Annotated in this window: 17 protein-coding genes; 5 read left to right on the forward strand and 12 right to left on the reverse strand. The window is 69.3% G+C overall.

Annotated features, from left to right (window positions below; all coding sequences use genetic code 11):
- Positions 1-139: 139 nt before the first annotated feature.
- The 6 genes from J7E86_RS11335 to sph all read right to left on the reverse strand — a co-directional run bounded on the left by J7E86_RS11335 (position 140) and on the right by sph (position 5,654).
- Positions 140-784, reverse strand: a complete 645-nt coding sequence (locus J7E86_RS11335) for a LuxR C-terminal-related transcriptional regulator (protein WP_374223789.1) — start codon at positions 782-784, stop codon at positions 140-142.
- Between the two features lie 136 nt (positions 785-920).
- A complete protein-coding gene (locus J7E86_RS11340) occupies positions 921-2,189 on the reverse strand; it encodes a sensor domain-containing protein (protein ID WP_215081460.1) in 1,269 nt (422 codons plus the stop codon).
- 203 nt (positions 2,190-2,392) lie between these two features.
- Positions 2,393-2,983 (reverse strand): winged helix-turn-helix domain-containing protein, encoded by a 591-nt coding sequence (locus J7E86_RS11345; protein ID WP_215081461.1) that lies wholly within the window; start codon positions 2,981-2,983, stop codon positions 2,393-2,395.
- Positions 2,984-3,080: 97 nt separating this feature from the next.
- Positions 3,081-3,209 carry a hypothetical protein gene (locus J7E86_RS31595; RefSeq protein WP_285439680.1) on the reverse strand — a complete coding sequence of 43 codons (129 nt, stop codon included), beginning with the start codon at positions 3,207-3,209 and terminating at the stop codon, positions 3,081-3,083.
- A gap of 346 nt (positions 3,210-3,555) precedes the next feature.
- A complete protein-coding gene (locus J7E86_RS11350; RefSeq protein ID WP_215081462.1) occupies positions 3,556-4,545 on the reverse strand; it encodes a hypothetical protein in 990 nt (329 codons plus the stop codon).
- A gap of 104 nt (positions 4,546-4,649) precedes the next feature.
- Positions 4,650-5,654, reverse strand: coding sequence for a sphingomyelin phosphodiesterase (gene sph, locus J7E86_RS11355; protein WP_215081463.1), 1,005 nt, complete (start codon positions 5,652-5,654; stop codon positions 4,650-4,652).
- Positions 5,655-5,921: 267 nt separating this feature from the next.
- On the opposite strand from sph, the gene J7E86_RS11360 reads away from it, so the two are divergent.
- Both J7E86_RS11360 and J7E86_RS11365 read left to right on the forward strand, forming a co-directional pair.
- Complete coding sequence (locus tag J7E86_RS11360) at positions 5,922-6,557, forward strand: HAD family phosphatase (RefSeq protein ID WP_215081464.1); 636 nt, start codon at positions 5,922-5,924, stop codon at positions 6,555-6,557.
- Positions 6,558-6,682: 125 nt separating this feature from the next.
- Positions 6,683-7,306, forward strand: coding sequence for a histidine phosphatase family protein (locus tag J7E86_RS11365; RefSeq protein ID WP_215081465.1), 624 nt, complete (start codon positions 6,683-6,685; stop codon positions 7,304-7,306).
- A 27-nt stretch (positions 7,307-7,333) separates the two neighbouring features.
- Here J7E86_RS11365 and J7E86_RS11370 read toward each other — a convergent pair whose 3' ends face one another.
- Positions 7,334-7,702, reverse strand: coding sequence for an arsenate reductase family protein (locus tag J7E86_RS11370; protein ID WP_215081466.1), 369 nt, complete (start codon positions 7,700-7,702; stop codon positions 7,334-7,336).
- Positions 7,703-7,820: 118 nt separating this feature from the next.
- Between J7E86_RS11370 and J7E86_RS11375 the strand changes: the two genes are divergently transcribed.
- The gene (locus J7E86_RS11375) at positions 7,821-8,099 is read left to right on the forward strand and encodes a hypothetical protein (protein WP_215081467.1); all 279 of its coding nucleotides are present in this window, start codon (positions 7,821-7,823) and stop codon (positions 8,097-8,099) included.
- Between the two features lie 185 nt (positions 8,100-8,284).
- Complete coding sequence (locus tag J7E86_RS31600; protein ID WP_215081468.1) at positions 8,285-9,211, forward strand: DUF4190 domain-containing protein; 927 nt, start codon at positions 8,285-8,287, stop codon at positions 9,209-9,211.
- Positions 9,212-9,307: 96 nt separating this feature from the next.
- Here the strand turns inward: J7E86_RS31600 and J7E86_RS11385 are convergent, their stop codons facing one another.
- The 5 genes from J7E86_RS11385 to glnA form a co-directional block, all read right to left on the reverse strand.
- A complete protein-coding gene (locus tag J7E86_RS11385) occupies positions 9,308-10,177 on the reverse strand; it encodes a hypothetical protein (RefSeq protein ID WP_215081469.1) in 870 nt (289 codons plus the stop codon).
- A gap of 128 nt (positions 10,178-10,305) precedes the next feature.
- Positions 10,306-10,743, reverse strand: coding sequence for a PPOX class F420-dependent oxidoreductase (locus J7E86_RS11390; protein ID WP_215081470.1), 438 nt, complete (start codon positions 10,741-10,743; stop codon positions 10,306-10,308).
- Between the two features lie 624 nt (positions 10,744-11,367).
- Positions 11,368-11,811, reverse strand: coding sequence for a hypothetical protein (locus J7E86_RS11395; RefSeq protein WP_215081471.1), 444 nt, complete (start codon positions 11,809-11,811; stop codon positions 11,368-11,370).
- Between the two features lie 167 nt (positions 11,812-11,978).
- A complete protein-coding gene (locus J7E86_RS11400) occupies positions 11,979-12,167 on the reverse strand; it encodes a hypothetical protein (RefSeq protein WP_215081472.1) in 189 nt (62 codons plus the stop codon).
- Positions 12,168-13,377: 1,210 nt separating this feature from the next.
- Positions 13,378-14,787, reverse strand: a complete 1,410-nt coding sequence (glnA, locus tag J7E86_RS11405) for a type I glutamate--ammonia ligase (RefSeq protein WP_215081473.1) — start codon at positions 14,785-14,787, stop codon at positions 13,378-13,380.
- A gap of 253 nt (positions 14,788-15,040) precedes the next feature.
- Between glnA and J7E86_RS11410 the strand changes: the two genes are divergently transcribed.
- Positions 15,041-15,508, forward strand: a complete 468-nt coding sequence (locus J7E86_RS11410) for an RDD family protein (protein WP_215081474.1) — start codon at positions 15,041-15,043, stop codon at positions 15,506-15,508.
- The last annotated feature ends 633 nt before the right edge of the window (positions 15,509-16,141 follow it).

The following is a 16,141-nucleotide window of genomic DNA, read 5'->3' on the forward strand; positions in this document are numbered from 1 at the left end:
TCTGTCCTGGTAAAGCAAGGTTTGTTGACCCTGGCTCCCCGCTCGGTAGGACGCCGTCCCCTAGGTCTTTGGTTCTAGGACCTCGCCGGGCCGGCCCTCCCACCTGGACACTCCCGAGGCGGGAGGGCCGGCCGGCCGGTCAGGACCGGAGGTAGGTGAGCACCGCCAGCACCCGGCGGTGATCCCCGTCACTGGGCGACAGCCCGAGCTTCAGGAAGATGTTGCTGACGTGCTTCTCGACGGCTCCGTCGCTGACCACCAGCTGACGGGCGATAGCGGAATTCGTCCGTCCCTCGGCCATCAGACCGAGGACCTCCCGCTCGCGCGGTGTCAGGTTGGCCAGCACGTCCTGCTTGCGGCTGCGGCCCAGCAGCTGTGCGACGACCTCGGGGTCCAGCGCGGTGCCCCCGCGCGCGACGCGCACCACCGCGTCCACGAACTCGCGCACCTCGGCCACCCGGTCCTTCAGCAGATACCCGACGCCCCGGCTGCTGCCGGCCAGCAGCTCCGTGGCGTACAACTGCTCCACGTGCTGGGAGAGCACCAGCACGGGCAGCCCGGGCGTCTCCCGGCGCGCCGCCAGCGCGCACTGCAGGCCCTCGTCCGTGAACGACGGCGGCAGCCGTACGTCCACGACCGCCACGTCCGGCTTCAGCTCCGCCAGCGCCCGGCTGAGCTCGGGGCCGCTCTCCACGGCCGCGGCTATCTCGAAGTCGTACGCCTCCAGCAGCCGGACCAGGCCGTCCCGCAGGAGGAACAGGTCTTCGGCGAGCACAACGCGCACGGGCAACTCCATGGTCGGGGAGATCGGCGGCCCCCGGATCGGGGGCGCTTTCACCCGCCATGGTCGCCGATCCGGGGCCGGGGTACCGGACCGGCGGGGAAGATGACGGGTTGTCACCGGCCCTGCGGGCCGGGCGTCACCGCAGCTCGCAGGGGATCTCCATCGTGACCATCGTGGGGCCGCCGACCGGGCTGCTGACGGCCAGCACGCCGTCGAACGCCCCGAGGCGGCGCTCTATGCCGAGGAGCCCGGTGCCCGCGCCGCCGGAGGACGGCGCCTGCGCGCCGCCGCGGCCGTTGTCGGTGACGGCGATGCGGAGCGACCCTTCCGTGTGGTGCACGTCGAGCCGGACACGGCGGGCGCCGGAGTGCTTGGCGGCGTTGGTGAGGACCTCGCTGACCGCGAAGTACGCGGCCGACTCGACCGGCGCCTCGGCCCGGCCCGTCAGCTCCACGTCCACCTCGACGGGCAGCGGCATCCGCAGCGCCAGCGCCCGCAGGGCATCGCCCAGGCCGCGCTCGGCGAGAACGGGCGGGTGGATGCCGCGCACAAGGTCCCGCAGCTCGGTCAGCGCCTCGGCGGAGTGGGCGCGGGCCGCGGCCAGCAGCTGCTTGGCCTGTGCCGGGTCCTTCTCGATCAGCGCCTCGATCGTGCCCAGGCTCATGCCCATGGCCACGAGCCGGGCCTGGGCGCCGTCGTGCAGATCGCGCTCGATGCGGCGCAGCTCCGCGGCGGAGCTGTCGACCGCGTCATGGCGGGACTCGGTGAGCCGGTCGACGCGCAGCGCCAGCTCCTGCTCCCGGGTGGGCTGGAGGAACTGCTTCGACATCAGGAAGTGGCCGCGCAGCAAAGCCTGGTTGACGAAGATGCCGAGGAGGCCGAACGCGAGCCCGGTGCCGGCCGCCAGGTTGGCGGTGAACTGGCTGGTGATGGGGACGAACGCGAACCACTGGGTGCCGTCGGCCCGCACGATCGGCTTCCACACGCCACAGGCCAGCACCGGGCCCCAGAGCGCGTAGAGGAGCAGCGCCGCCGGCAGCAGGGCCACCACCGTGCCGGCGGTCATGTCCGTCAGCAGCCACTGGAGGTCGCGCCAGGTCGCCTTGTCCTTGAGCAGGCTGGTGCACCGCTCCAGCTGTCCCACGACGCCCGGGCGCGGGGCGGGCAGTGGCCGGTACGGTGCCGCGATCCCTACGCCGACCCAGTCCTGGGCCTGGGCGCGGCGTTGGTTGGCGTAGGCGCGGGTGGCACCGATGAGGACCGGGGTGGTGAAGACGCCGATCCCCAGCGGGATGAGGACGAGCGAGACCAGGGTGAGGCTGAAGAGCAGAGCGGACGTCACCAGCCCGTAGATCACCAGCCATAGCCCGCGGGCTCCGGCGAGCAGAGCGGTGCCGACCTTCATGTGTGTCTCCCCGCGACGGTCCGTGCTCGTCAGCGCCCTTTTCCCGGGCACGGCACCAGTCTGCGGGTCCCGCCTGTCATGGTCACGGGGGGTACTGCCCTGACCATGGTGTACCTAACCCCCCCCTCCCACCTCACTGCTTCGTCCCGTGCCCCGCCCCGGGCGGCCGACGGCGCGGCCGTACGACGCCCGGAGCGACGCCCTCAGTAGGAGGCCGGCGGCGCGTACTTGTAGCCCACCCGGCGGACGGTCACGATCGAGGCGCGGTGCTCGGCGCCCATCTTGCGGCGGAGCCGGGCCACGTGGACGTCCACCGTGCGCCCGTCGCCCACGTGTCCGTAGCCCCAGACCGTGGTCACCAACTGGTCGCGCGTGTGCACCCGGTGGGGGTGCGCGACGAGGTGGGCCAGCAGCTCGAACTCCAGGTAGGTCAGGTCCAGCAGCCGGCCCGAGACGTAGGCGGCCCGCTGCTCGGGGTCGATGCGCACGAGCGCGTCGCCCCCCTCGGCGGCCGGCCCGGCCCCGGGGGCCGGCTGCTCGGCCGGTACGAGCACCAGGTAGCCGATCATCGGCGGCCGGCCCGGCAGCGTGGGCACGGTGTGCTGCGGCGCGGGCAGCCATGTCGCGGCCCCGGAGTGCAGCAGCTCGGCGACCGGTGCCACCTCGTCGGGGGCGACGGCCCGCAGCCGGTGGCGGTGTGCGGGCTGGGCGGCGGGGGCGGTGGCGGGTGCGGCCTGGGGGTGGGCGGCGCGGGCGGCGGTGGCGGGCACGGTCAGGGTACGGAGGTTCGTCATGGAGAGCTCAGCTCTTTCGCGCGAAGTGACCGTCGAGGGACGTGCGAGGCGCGGGCATGGGCCGGACGAGGGACCGGCGGCTGACTTCGACGTGGGGTCAGCGGGAGGAGCGGGCCTGCGCGAAGGTCGCGCGGCAACACACTCGGTCGAAGTCGTGGTGCTGACGGGACGGCCAGAAAGGCTCCAGGTCGCTGCGACCCGTCGCGGTGTTCTGGAAGCTGGCCATGCCCCTATTGAAGCATGACCTGCGACGGGGCAGCAGGGGCCTCCCGGCGGTTGATACGGAACCTTGGCGTCCGTGGGGTGGGCTTACGGGCGGGGGTCTTGGCGCGCCCGGAATGCCGGCCCTGGGGGCGTGCCTGGCGGGTCTTCGGCTGCGGGTCGTCTTTGCCGCCTGCGGCGGCGGGCGCCCTGCGGGCGCGTCCTCAATCGCCGGACGGGCTGATTGTGGCCGGGCTCAGCCGAAACAAGCCCGTCTGGGGGCACCTCCCAGCGGTAGCTGGGGGAGATTGAGGACACCGCCGCGCAGCGGTGGTGCGCACGACACGACCCGACCGGCCCGTCCCGGGCCCTCAGCTCGCCGGGAGCCGCTTGCGCCAGCCCATCGGCTCGACGTCTATGACCCGGTCCGGGTCGCCGTCCCACACCGCCGGCAGTCCCGCCCCGGTGAGCGCCGCCACCACCTCGCGCCCGACGGCCGCGGTGACCTCGCGCGCCTGCTCCGCGTCCGCGTCGGGACCCGCCCAGTGGCCGCCGTACGACAGGGACAGGCCGTGTCCCTCGGCGGCCGCCTCGGTGCTCTGGTGGTGGAAGAAGACGAAGCCGTGATCGCCGGGGGCCGCCTCGGCCCCGATCTCCGTGCGCCCGCAGTTCCCGCAGCAGGTGAAGTGCATGCGGGCGGTGACGCCCCGCTTCTCCAGGGCCGCGAAGGCGTCCGACAGCCGGTCGAAGTCCGTCACCTCGGGCCAGGTCTCCTGCTCCGCCAGGCGCTCGCGCCACAGCCGTCCGACGATCCTCCGGGCGGCCGCCACGGGCACCGGCGTACCGCCGTCGGCGTAGAAGTAGTCGGACACGGCCTCGGCGACCTCCTCGGCGGTGTCGAACGCGCGGTGGACCAGCATCCGGGCATGATCCTCGGCCTCCTCCAGCAGCGCGGGGTCGAGCTCCCCCTCGGGCTCCTCCGCCTCCTCGTCGGCGGCCGGCAGCTCGACCCGCTCCCAGGCGTGGCCGTCGGCCCACCCCTCCGTACCCCGCGCCCATGCCACGAAGACGGCGGCGACCTCCTCCGCGTCGTTCATCCGGACCCCGAAGTGCCGCTCCGCCGAACCCTCGCGGTACTCCACCTCGTACGGGCCGTCGCCCTCGTGCCAGGTCTGGATGTAGTGGTCGCCCCCGTCGCCGTCCCGGTCCGCCTCTTCCCCCTCGTCCCCGCTCCCCAGCCGCTCGACCACCGCGAACCGGTCCCCGTCCCCGCCCAGACGGCCGATCAGCTCGGCCAGTTCCTCGGCGGTGACCTCCGAACGGACCTCGCCGGACTCGGTGTTCACGGTGATGGGCAGCATGGATCCCCCTCGATCGGTGAGCCGCCCGCCTTCAGCGGCCCGCGTAGGAAGATCCTGCCACCCGCCACTGACAACCGACTCGGCGGTGACCGGTCCGCCGGTGCTCAGCTCGTGCCGGCCACGACCGGGTAGTGGTCGGACAGGTCGGTGTACGTGTAGTCCTTGCCCCAGCTGGAGACGGTCCACGGCGCGGACGACTCCTTGACCACCGCGTTCCGCCAGGCCGCGGGCCGGGCGTGGCCGTTGCGGTGCAGCACGTAGTCGAGGTCCTCGCGCCCGTCCGTCGGGTACCGGTAGGCCGCGATCGAGTTCTCCTTCGTGTCGAAGGAGTACGGGTGTCCGGTGCGGGAATCCGCCGGCGCGAGGTCGGCGTCCGCGAGCATCGACGCGTATTCGGCGCTGTGCGAATCGACATTCAAGTCGCCCGCGAGCATGACCTGTTCACCCGCCGGAATGTTCTTCGCGTCGAGGAACGCGTCGATCTGCCGGAACTGCTTGGCCCGGTCCGCCGCGGCCTCGCCCGCCTTGCAGCCGCTGTCGGTCGACTGCGTGTGCGTTCCCACGAGGTGCACCTTCGTGCCGTTCACGTTCAGCACCACGTAGGCGAAGCCCTTGTTGGACCACCAGTCCGACCCGCACGCGTCCTTGAATATCACCTGCTCCTTGCGGACGATGGGCCACTTGCTGAGCACCGCGACACCGCCGTCCTCCGGCGTCGTGGTGGAGTAATTCCCGCTCGTCGCGTCCCAGCCGCCCTTGCTCCGCCCGACGACCGGCGTCTGATACGGGTACTGCCCGGCGGCATTGGCCTTCAGCGCGTCCGAGGCGCCGTTGTCGAATGCCTCCTGCAGGACGACGACGTCATTTCCCCCGAAGAATCCGGCGGCGGGAATCGCCTTGGCCCGGTGGTCCTGCCCCCAATTCGGGTAGAGGCTCGTGCTCATGAGGAAGGTGTTGTACGTGAGCACCTTGAGCTCCGGCACCGCAGCGGCGGTGGCGCCGCCCGAAGCGGCCTCGGCCGTCTGCGGCAGCGCCGCGGTCAGGGCAACGGCCGCGAGAGCGGTGGCGAGCGCGGAGGCGGTGGTTCTGGCGTGCTGGACGAGCGGCACTGCATCTCCCTTGTGGGGCGGGGACGGTGACGGCACAGATACGGGCGTGACCCCCGTTGCTGGGGGGACGACGCGCCGCCCACATCAAATCAGGGGGAGTTACCTCCGGATAGCCTTCAGGTGATCAATTGCCCTACGGAAGCGGTCGACTTCGCGCGGTCATCGTCCTCTGGGTGTGGTCAGATCATCGGAAGCGACCGTTTCGTTTGACCGGCCGAAGGAGCCGGAAGGAACAAGGGGCCCACCGCACCAGCAGGAGGAGCCCCCATGCCCAGCCACACCGGCGACCGGCCCCGAGGTCTGCTCCTCGACTTCGGCGGAGTCCTGACGACCCCGATCGCCGACGCGACCGAAGCCTTCTGCCTGCGCGAGGGACTCGCCCCCGACGCCTTTCTGAACGTCATCTCCACGGACCCGGTGGGACGCGAGCTGTACACGAGCCTGGAGCGGGGGCTGATCAGCCAGGCCGAGTGGAACGCACGCACGGCGCCCCTGCTGAGCGTCGACGCCACCGATCTGCTCGGCCGCGTCCTGGCCGGCCTCCGCCCGGAACCCACGCTGATCGACGCGGCCCAGGCCGCCCACCGGGCGGGCGTACGGGTCGGCATCCTCTCGAACAGCCTCGGCTCCACGCCCTACGATCCCTACGCGGGCTACGAACTCGACACCCGGTACGACCCCGTCGTCCTCTCCGGGCACCACGGAACCCGTAAACCCGAACCGCCGATCTACGCGACGGCGCTCGGCCTCATGGGACTCCCCGCCGACGCCTGCGTCTTCGTGGACGACAGCGCGCGCAATCTCGCACCCGCCCGCGACCTCGGCATGGCCGTCGTCCTCGACGCCGACCCGTCCGACACGGTCACCCGGCTGGAAGAGCTTCTCGGCCTTCCGCTCAGGTGACGACGCCGGCCGCGGGGTTCTCGCGGGAGCCCGTGACGTTCCGGCCCCGCGGAACCGCCGTCGTGGGCACCACGTCCACTGTGGAGCGGCGTGAAGAGCGCCCCGGGACGCGAGGGAGCACGGAGATGACCGGAACAGCCACCCGCTACCTCCATCTCGTCCGGCACGGCGAGGCGGCACCGGACGGGAGCGGGTTGACGGACACCGGCGAACGGCAGGCCGTCCTGCTCGGCCGGCGCCTCCGCCACCTCCCCGTCTCGGCGATCCACCACGGCCCCCTGCCAAGGGCGGCCCTGACCGCCCGGCTCATAGGCGAGCAGCTCCCCGGTGTCCCCGTGCACGCCTGCGAGGCCGCCGGCGACTACGTGCCGTACCTCCCGGAGGCGTACGAGCTGCCGAAGGACGGCGCCGGCCGCTTCCTCGACTTCCTGGAACAGTTCACGCCGGAGGACCGCGAGCGCGGACCGGCGCTGGCCCGGGAGGCGGTGGAGCGCTTCACCGGCCCGGTCCGGGGCGACGCCGACCGGCACGAGGTGCTCGTCACGCACAACTTCCTGATCGGCTGGCTCGTACGGCACGCCATGGACGCCCCGAACTGGCGCTGGCTGGGCCTGGACCACGCCAACGCCGCCCTCACCGCGATCCGCTACGCCCCGGACCGCCCCGCCGCGCTCCTCTTCCAGAACGACATGCGGCACCTTCCCGCCGACCTGCGCTGGACCGGCTTCCCGGCGGAGCTCCACCTGTGAAGCCGGTCCCCGTGCCGCGAGCCGCGGTCAGCGCCCGGACCGCGCCAGGGCCTCCCGTACGGCCTCGTCCGTACGGGCCACCACCGCCGTGCCGTCGTCGGCCGTGATGATCGGCCGCTGGAGCAGCTTCGGGTGCCGGGCGAGCGCCTCGATCCAGCGGTCCCGCGTCTCCGCGTCGCGCGGCCAGCCCTTCAGGCCGAGCTCCTTCGCCTCCGCCTCCTGCGTCCGCGTGATGTCCCACGGTTCGAGCCCGAGCCGGCCGAGGACGGCGCGGACCTCCGCCTCGCTCGGTACGTCGTCGAGGTAGCGGCGGACGGTGTAGCCGGCCCCCTCCGCGTCCAGCAGGGTGATGGCGCCGCGGCACTTCGAACAGGCGGGATTGATCCAGATCTCCATGCCCGCAACCGTATCGCGCGATCCGTCAAAGGCCGCCTGAGCTGGGTCGATTGTCAGTGCCCGGCAGTAAAATAGGGGGAGTTGAGCGAGGGCTCACGACCGCGTCAGGAGGATGCCGATGGCCACAGCCGTAACACCTCTCCCGAACCTGCCCACTCTCCCCACCCTGCCGAAGAAGAAGCTGCCCGCCGGCCGGCCACGTGTCTGGTACGAGACGCACAACCGCCGGCTGAAGGCCATGCGTCTGGCCATCGCCCTGCTCCACTCCGGCGTCCAGCGCCCGAAGCAGGCCGACAACCGCCGGATACGGAGGGTCGCGGCGCGGATCGGCGTTCGCCCGCCGTCCAACACGACCTGCCGGATGGTGCGCTCGCTCATCCCCGACGACAGCCACTGAGGACGAACACCGCGCTCCAGCCGGCCCTGGGCCCTTGTCTCCGAGAGGAGACAAGGGCCCAGTCGTATCAGCGAACGCCCGCCGGGATACCCTTCCTCAAGTTTGCCTAAAAGACGAAAAAGGTCGGCAAAGAAGCCGAATGGGGCCCGGCCCCGGAATTCGCACCACCCCAGAAGGACCACTGAATGACGACTCCGCCGCCCCCGCCCCCGCCGCCGTCCGAGCCGCCCGCCGTGCCGCCCATGGTGCCGTCGGCTCCGCCGCAGTGGGGAGCACCGCTGCCCCAGGCGCCCTATTTCCCGCTGCCGCCCGAGCCGCCCCGCAATGGCCTCGGCATTCCCGGAATGGTGCTGGGAATCGTCGGCGCGGTATGCGGACTCGTGCCGTTCCTCTTCTGGGTCGCGGCGCCCCTGGGCATCGTCGCCCTCATTCTCGGCCTGGTCGGCCTGGCGCGGGTGCGCAAGGGAATGGCGACCCACAAGGGCATGTCGATCGCGGCCACCGCGCTCGGCGCCGCCTCCATGGCACTGGCCGTCCTGGGCGTCTTCCTGACCATCGGCTTCTTCCACGCGGTGAAGAAGGAGAACGACAAGGAGAAGGCGAGGGCCGAGGCGAGCGCCGAGGCGACGCCGTCCCCGGACGCGAGCGACGAGTCCGACGACGAGGCCGACGAAGAGCCCGACGACGACCGGGTCCAGACCGAGAAGCGCACGCTCGAATTCGGCAACACGGCCCGCTACAAGAACGGCCTCAAGGTCACGGTCGCCAAACCCGAGGAAACCGAACTCAGTAAGTACGGCACCAAGGAAGGCTATGTCGCCTACAAGGTGACCGTCACCATCGAGAACGGCACCGACAAGGACGTCAACCTCGACCTGACCAGCGTCTCCGCCCGGGACGGCGACGGCGCGGGCGTGGAGCGCACGTACGACGTCAGCAAGGGAATCACCTTCGGCAACGGCATCACCGGCCGCCCCCATCCGGGCAAGTCGCTGACCGGCACGTACGTCTACCTCGTCCCGGAGAACAAGGCGCGCGACCGCATGGAGGTCAGCGTCGAACCGGGCGTCGTGAACTACAAGGAAGCCACGTGGAGCGGCTCGGTCAAGTAACGGACCGCACGGAGTAGAGCGCGGGGCGAAGCGAAGGGCCGGAGCGATTCCGCTCCGGCCCTTCGTTCTGCCCTCGACTCCGGCCGGCCGTGTTGTTCAGGAATGCCAGCGGTTCCTGCCGTCGGACGCGGGGCCGCAGACCATGGGCGTGCCCTTCTTGGTGACGCCGGTCGCCCCGGCGGGTGAGCAGTACGAGCCGGGGTGAACGACGCCCGCTCCGCTCCCGCCGGAACCGGAGGTCCCGCCGCCGCTGGAACTGCTGCCGCCCGAAGTGCCGGAACCACCCGAAGTGCTGGAGCCGCCCGTGGAGCCGCCGCCTGTCGATCCGTTGTCCGGATCCGGGCCGGGCTCCCGCGTGGGCTTCGGGTGCAGCGCGGTGTTCTCCTCCTCAGGGCACGCCGTGCCCGGCTCCACCAGGCGCAGCTCCGCGGAGGTTCCCGTCCGTACGACCTTTCCGCCTGCCGCGGGGGCCTGAAAACAGACGGTCCACTCGTCGTGAACCCTCGGAAGTTCGACATCCGTATACGCGCTGAGGGCCCGCGCATCGCCGCCGGACAGCCTCTTGATGACCTTCAACGCCTCCGCGTACGACGTGTTCACCACCGAGGGCATCACCGGGTCCCTGGTCGGAGTCGGTGTCGGTGACGGCGCATCCCTCTTGGGCGTCGCGGAGGGCGTGGGGGACGGGGACGCCGCGGCGGCGGGCTTCGCGACCGGTTTGCTGTCGTCCTTCGTGTCCTTGGGCGGGTCGGAGAAAAGGATCAGCAGGAACCAGAGGCCGGAGAGCAACGTCGCGATGACCTTCTTGCCCGTCGTCCAGCGCCCCAGCCACGCCAGCAGGATGCCGCCGGGAGGGAAGAGGACCAACAAGGCTATGACCAGGGCCGGATGCTGCCACCAGCGCCGGGGCACCTGCGGCGCCGGCGCGTAGGGATGAGAGGGAGGGGACGGGAAGGAAGCAGACATGGGGCTCCGGCTCGAACGGTCTGAGTGTGGTGGGGCCGAGGACGCTACTCCGCCGACATGAGCCGGGTATGCCGATCGCATAAATCGCTTCGGTCACCCACCGGGTGACCGGCGGCGTCGGCCGGCCTTCATGTCCTGCCCGGAGCCCCGGCCGGAAGGGGCTCGACGCCGGACACCCGGCGTATCCGGGACGGCTCGACCAGCACGATGACACGCCGCTCGCCCGGAACTCCCCATGCGAACCGCTCGGCGCCCAGATACGTGCGCGCCAGCCGGTCCATGTTCCGGTCCGCCTCCGCCCCCTCCACGAAGCGGACGGCCGTGCCGCGGATCTGCACGCGGTCGTAAGGGTCCTCGGGATCCGCGTGGGACAGACACACCCGCGGTTCGCGGCGGAGATTGCGTTCCTTCACCCGCCCGATGGAGGTGTTGAACAGCACCAGCCCCCCGTCGAGCCCCACCCACATGGGGCTCACGTGCGGCGATCCATCAGGGTTCACCGTGGCGACGTACCAGATGTGGGGCGCTTCGATCCTGACGCGTATGTCGTGCGGTATGGCGACCATGAGGCAGTACTGCCCTTGGGCGAGACGGGCGACGCATCGGCTGCGCCAACGAAACCCAAGAGCCCCGTCACCGCCCGATGGGCGGTGACGGGGCTCAGGAGCAAGCTCCATGACCCGCCGACCGGAGGCCCCTCGCGGGGCCTCCGCGCGCTCTTGGATGTCGAAGAACTGACGCGCTATCTCTTCATCCTGGGGGCCGGCGTCAGCAAGGCTCGCTGACCTGCGCGGGAGTGGCCGTCATCTGTCGTTGTTGGTCGTCGTCGGTTCCCCTTGGACGGCCCACAGGCGGCCCAGCGGAGGCGCACATCCTGACTGTTGCGAGTCGCCGGCGGGCCCGGGATCGCCCCTGCGGAGCTCCCGGTGTTAGCGACTGGCCCCGCTTACGTTAGCGGGGCCGTTAGCAGCTCAAACCGTCTCCTGCCAGCGCATTAGCGTTAGCGCCGCAGATCCGCATCGGCTCCGTCCTGGCTCGCCGCCTGGCACGCGTCATGGTGGGCCCCGCCGCCGTCAGGGCCACGGTCGCGCACGGCGTCTAGATCATCCCCACGCGCGCGGGAGAAGCCGGCGAGCGGATTGATGTCTTCCGGGGGCATCCGCGTACGTGGCTCGTGGTTATGTGATGTTTCATCGGCCAGCATCGAGGATGGACTTGCAGGTAGGTGTTTCCTCTGTCGTGGCCGTGGCGATCTGTTCCAGGAAGAGGCCGACTAAGGCGGTGAGGTATGCCCAGTATTTTGCTGTAGCCGATGGACCGGAGACGGCACCGAAGCGGTAGCTCATAAGCCTCAAGGCCTGGACGTGCCCTGCGTCTTCTTGCTCCAGAGCGGGAAGAGACGCGAAGAGCTCGTGAACAGGTTTGGTTGTCACCGTGTCGAGGACGAGAGCCGTTGAGAGCTTCTCCCAGTCGCGCTCGGCGGAGGATGGGCGGTCCAGGATCAGCGAGTACAACGCGAGCGATGTCAGTAACCGAACCTTCGCATCGGTGCTCACCGGATCGACCTGCCACTTTCGATACATCCGGCTGACTTCGCTGTGAAATGTTGTGTCTCGCATGCACACGTCATGCATGCGGCGGCTCACCTCTGTGCAAAACCGCCAAGCAGGTTCCTGATGTCCGGCAGTCACAACCCTGACTCCCTTCCGTGGGCTGAGACGCCCGCCAGGGGCATGCGGCTGGCCTGCCGCCGCACACCCTCGGCCTGAGGTTTCTACCCGCTAGTGGGAGGCGGACTACCTCAGACGCAGCTCACGTTCAGCAGGGAGCTGTCCACGTGGCGGACGATGGACTTGCCGTCGTGAAAGATCGTTCCCCACGTCCGGGTCATGTAGGACCAGTTGACGGGGTTCGACTCGCAGTCCCGGAGGACGGCCGTACTGGTTCGGTTTCCTGGTGGGCACGAGTAGTTGACCGAACCCGATGCCACGACTTCAAACGTGCCAGGACCGGGGTAGTACCGCAGTAAGTCCGTCTCTGTACGACAGACCTCCGGAGTGCTCGGTGTACAGCTGCTCATGTATCCAACTGCGGTGACCGTGCTGCCGCTGTAGTTGGGTTTAACCGCATTGATTGTGCAGGTGACCAGATGATCAATGTCCAGAGTGGCTGTCCCTGGGCCACCCTCAGGACCGGAGCCGGCCGATGCCGGTGTTCCCACCGCCAGCAGCAGGACACACGCGGCCAGTGCCCCCCCCATAAGGAGCGAAGTCTTCGCGCTTGAGTGCTCACGTTTCTCCCTTGTTCGATGCAGCATTGCTTTGCTGGAACCGTGTAGGGCCTGTGAAGCAGCACGACCGTAACTCAAACAAGACGAGAAGCGGCAGCACACAATTAGACAAAGCCGGTCTCAGCTCTCCCTCGGGGGCACAAGATCGGGCGTGCGGCAGCTGGACCGCGGAGGAAGCAAGGCAGTCCGATGCTTGCTAGCCGGCGGAGCAGCGATCGACGAGGTGTTCGGTGGGCCGACTCAGGAGCACCAGAGAGGTCATAAGTAGGGCTGATGAGGCCCCGATCAGCTGAAACCTTGCCCTCACGCGGCCTTGATCTTCCTGATACGCCTTGATGCGAGTATCCATGATCTCAAGCGTGGCGTCTTCGACGTCCCACGTAATGTAGCCCCGCAGAGTCATGGGGTCGAGTGTCGATGATGCCTGGGGCCACAAAGCCCCCAGAGCTCCGGCTAGGGCAGCGGCTGAGGCTGTGGCCAGTGCCGCAAGCTGTAGGTTTGAATGACCTTGCTCATTACGAATGATGAGGCCGACCAGCCCACCAGAGAAGCCGATGAGAGCCCCCCTCTTGTGTCCAACTGTGCGGCTCGCTCCTGTTGGACCTTGCGGTCCAGGTGGAATTCGCCCAGAGCAAAGTCGAGCGCTGGATACTCAGCAAGCGGCACGGCCTCCGCATGGTGGTTCTCTGCGTGCGGAGGCTCTGGTCCGTCCTCTCCAGGGCTGCTCATAGGTCAATCCTGGGCAATAGGCCCCTGCACAGCACGCCTTGCTAGCCCAGACGAGCGCGGCCGTGTGGCGATCAAAGGTCGAGAAACGGAACGTCGGCCGTGCCTTCCGCGAGGGAAGAACACGGCCGACGGCCCACAGACGGCCCAAGCGAGCAGAAACCCGCTCTGACCTGCGATGTTCTTAGATGTCGAAGTACATCTCGAACTCGTGCGGGTGCGGCCGCAGCTGGATCGGGGCGATTTCCTGGGTGCGCTTGTAGTCGATCCAGGTCTCGATCAGGTCGGACGTGAAGACGCCGCCCGCCTGGAGGTACTCGTTGTCGGCCTCAAGGGCTTCGAGGACCGCCGGGAGGGAGGTGGGGACCTGGGGGACGCCCGCGTGCTCGTCGGGGGCGAGCTCGTAGAGGTCCTTGTCGATCGGCTCGGCCGGCTCGATCTTGTTCTTGACGCCGTCGAGGCCGGCCAGGAGGAGGGCCGAGAAGGCGAGGTAGGGGTTCGAGGACGGGTCCGGGGCGCGGAACTCGACGCGCTTGGCCTTCGGGTTGGAGCCCGTGATCGGGATGCGCATCGCGGCGGAGCGGTTGCGCTGGGAGTAGACCAGGTTGACCGGGGCCTCGAAGCCGGGGACCAGGCGGTGGTAGGAGTTCACCGTCGGGTTGGTGAAGGCCAGCAGCGACGGGGCGTGCTTGAGGATGCCGCCGATGTAGTAGCGGGCGGTGTCGGAGAGGCCCGCGTAGCCCTGCTCGTCGTAGAAGAGGGGCTCGCCGCCGGTCCACAGGGACTGGTGGACGTGCATGCCCGAGCCGTTGTCGCCGAAGATCGGCTTCGGCATGAAGGTCGCGGTCTTGCCGTTGCGCCAGGCGACGTTCTTCACGATGTACTTGAAGAGCATCAGGTCGTCGGCCGCGGCCAGCAGCGTGTTGAACTTGTAGTTGATCTCCGCCTGGCCGGCCGTGCCGACCTCGTGGTGCTGGCGCTCGACCTGGAGACCGGCGGCGTCCAGCTCCAGGGAGATCTCGGCACGCAGGTCGGCGAAGTGGTCGACCGGCGGGGCCGGGAAGTAACCGCCCTTGTAGCGGACCTTGTAGCCGCGGTTGTTCTCGACCGCACCGGTGTTCCAGGCGCCGGCCTCGGAGTCGATGTGGTAGAAGGACTCGTTCGCGGCGGTGTTGAAGCGCACGTTGTCGAAGACGTAGAACTCGGCCTCGGGGCCGAAGTACGCGGTGTCCGCGATGCCGGTGGAGGCGAGGTACGCCTCGGCCTTCTTGGCGATGTTGCGCGGGTCGCGGCTGTACTGCTCGCCCGTGATCGGGTCGTGGATAAAGAAGTTGATGTTGAGCGTCTTGTCCTTGCGGAACGGGTCGACGCGTGCCGTCGACAGGTCCGCGCGCAGCGCCATGTCGGACTCGTGGATGGCCTGGAAACCGCGGATCGACGAGCCGTCGAACGCGAGCTCCTCGGCCGGGTCGAACGCCGCCGCCGGAATCGTGAAGTGCTGCATCACGCCAGGCAGGTCGCAGAAGCGGACATCGACGAACTTGACGTCCTCGTCCGCGATGAACTTCTTGGCGTCGTCGCCGTTCTGGAACATCCAACTCCTCCTAGCCCGGCCGTGAGCGGTCGGGGTTGCTTCGGTGGCGCTGTCCATGTGCGGGGCCATATGCGGGTCCATATGGGATCCATACGCTGTGGGGCGCTGGGGCCGACCCTAGAGAGACGGGATTTCCCAAGCATGACCCATTTGTTTCGCCGAGGTTAACCGGGGCGCGGCCCGCATCGGGCCGAAACGCCGTGGGCCCGACCCGGGCCATAGGGAACGTATGCGGTCGCAGTACCGTGGACGGGTGGACAACAGGCAAGCAATCGGCTCATGGCTCTCCGGCCCGCGCGCGGCCGCCGAGGAGATGGGCGTCGACTTCGGGTACCGGGGTGAGCGCCTCGGGCTGCCGGAGAGCGGGCCGGGCTCGGTCGCGCCGCTCGGGCGGCGCTTCGGTGCGGTCTTCATCGACTGGGCGCTGTGCATGCTCATCGCCTACGCCCTTCTGGCGGACGGCAAGCCCCAGCAGGCGGGCAACTGGGCCCTGCTGATCTTCTTCGTACTCAGTGTGATCACCGTCGGTACGGTCGGCTGCACGCCCGGGAAGCGCCTCCTCGGCCTGCGGGTCGTCGGTGAGGGCGGCAGGCGGCTCACGCTGCCGCGCGTCCTACTGCGCAGCGTACTCCTGGTGGTCGTCATCCCCGCCGTCATCTGGGACCGCGACACCCGAGGGCTCCACGACAAGCTCGCCCGCGCCGTTCAGGTGCGGATCTGAGCCCCGCGACGTAAGCACGTAAGAGGGCGGGGCGGAACCTCTCGGTTCCGCCCCGCCCTCGTGTGGTCGTACGCGCCTCAGCGCCCCTTCGGCACCGGCATGTCCTTGGGTATCGGGCCCTTGCTCCTACAGTTCGCTGACCTGCGGAAACATAAAACTTGGGATGTGTATGGCCGAGCCGACCCCTCTCGTGCGGCTGCACACGCAGCACCGCGCGGCCGAGTGAGTGTGGAAGAAAACGAGGCCCTCACCCTTCGGGGCGGAGCCTCGCGCGCTGTACTGCCTCTCGGTCCGTGATCAAGGAGCCTGCGATCAACGCCGTGATCCCGGGCTCAAGCACCTGCACCCGGAGGCAAGCGGCGCAGGGCGATGATGCCCCATAAAGCCGCACACTGGTTCTATTCATCCCGCCGATGACGCGTTCAGGTCAGCCACTGTGGGGCTGTACCTCGTGGAGTGTTTCTCCGGGTGCCCGCGCGTCCTCGCGAACTCGCGGTGAAGGAAATGCGGCCGGGCGGGTTCGCCTTGGAAGGCGATGCCGAGCCTGAAGACCGAAGTGCTGACCGACTCTAAGCAGCCCAACGCATTGAACCCGGACGGCGGAAAGCCGATGGGACCTCGGTCGGTTGCTGG

The organism is Streptomyces sp. ISL-11, assembly GCF_018614525.1.
Taxonomy (GTDB): domain Bacteria; phylum Actinomycetota; class Actinomycetes; order Streptomycetales; family Streptomycetaceae; genus Streptomyces.

Coding starts and splice junctions, on each gene's coding strand:
- J7E86_RS11340 (WP_215081460.1), bottom strand. CDS start 2,189: ATGAAGGTCGGCACCGCTCTGCTCGCCGGAGCCCGCGGGCTATGGCTG.
- J7E86_RS11345 (WP_215081461.1), bottom strand. CDS start 2,983: ATGACGAACCTCCGTACCCTGACCGTGCCCGCCACCGCCGCCCGCGCC.
- J7E86_RS31595 (WP_285439680.1), bottom strand. CDS start 3,209: ATGGCCAGCTTCCAGAACACCGCGACGGGTCGCAGCGACCTGGAGCCT.
- J7E86_RS11350 (WP_215081462.1), bottom strand. CDS start 4,545: ATGCTGCCCATCACCGTGAACACCGAGTCCGGCGAGGTCCGTTCGGAG.
- J7E86_RS11360 (WP_215081464.1), top strand. CDS start 5,922: ATGCCCAGCCACACCGGCGACCGGCCCCGAGGTCTGCTCCTCGACTTC.
- J7E86_RS11365 (WP_215081465.1), top strand. CDS start 6,683: ATGACCGGAACAGCCACCCGCTACCTCCATCTCGTCCGGCACGGCGAG.
- J7E86_RS11370 (WP_215081466.1), bottom strand. CDS start 7,702: ATGGAGATCTGGATCAATCCCGCCTGTTCGAAGTGCCGCGGCGCCATC.
- J7E86_RS11375 (WP_215081467.1), top strand. CDS start 7,821: ATGGCCACAGCCGTAACACCTCTCCCGAACCTGCCCACTCTCCCCACC.
- J7E86_RS31600 (WP_215081468.1), top strand. CDS start 8,285: ATGACGACTCCGCCGCCCCCGCCCCCGCCGCCGTCCGAGCCGCCCGCC.
- J7E86_RS11385 (WP_215081469.1), bottom strand. CDS start 10,177: ATGTCTGCTTCCTTCCCGTCCCCTCCCTCTCATCCCTACGCGCCGGCG.
- J7E86_RS11390 (WP_215081470.1), bottom strand. CDS start 10,743: ATGGTCGCCATACCGCACGACATACGCGTCAGGATCGAAGCGCCCCAC.
- J7E86_RS11395 (WP_215081471.1), bottom strand. CDS start 11,811: ATGCATGACGTGTGCATGCGAGACACAACATTTCACAGCGAAGTCAGC.
- glnA (WP_215081473.1), bottom strand. CDS start 14,787: ATGTTCCAGAACGGCGACGACGCCAAGAAGTTCATCGCGGACGAGGAC.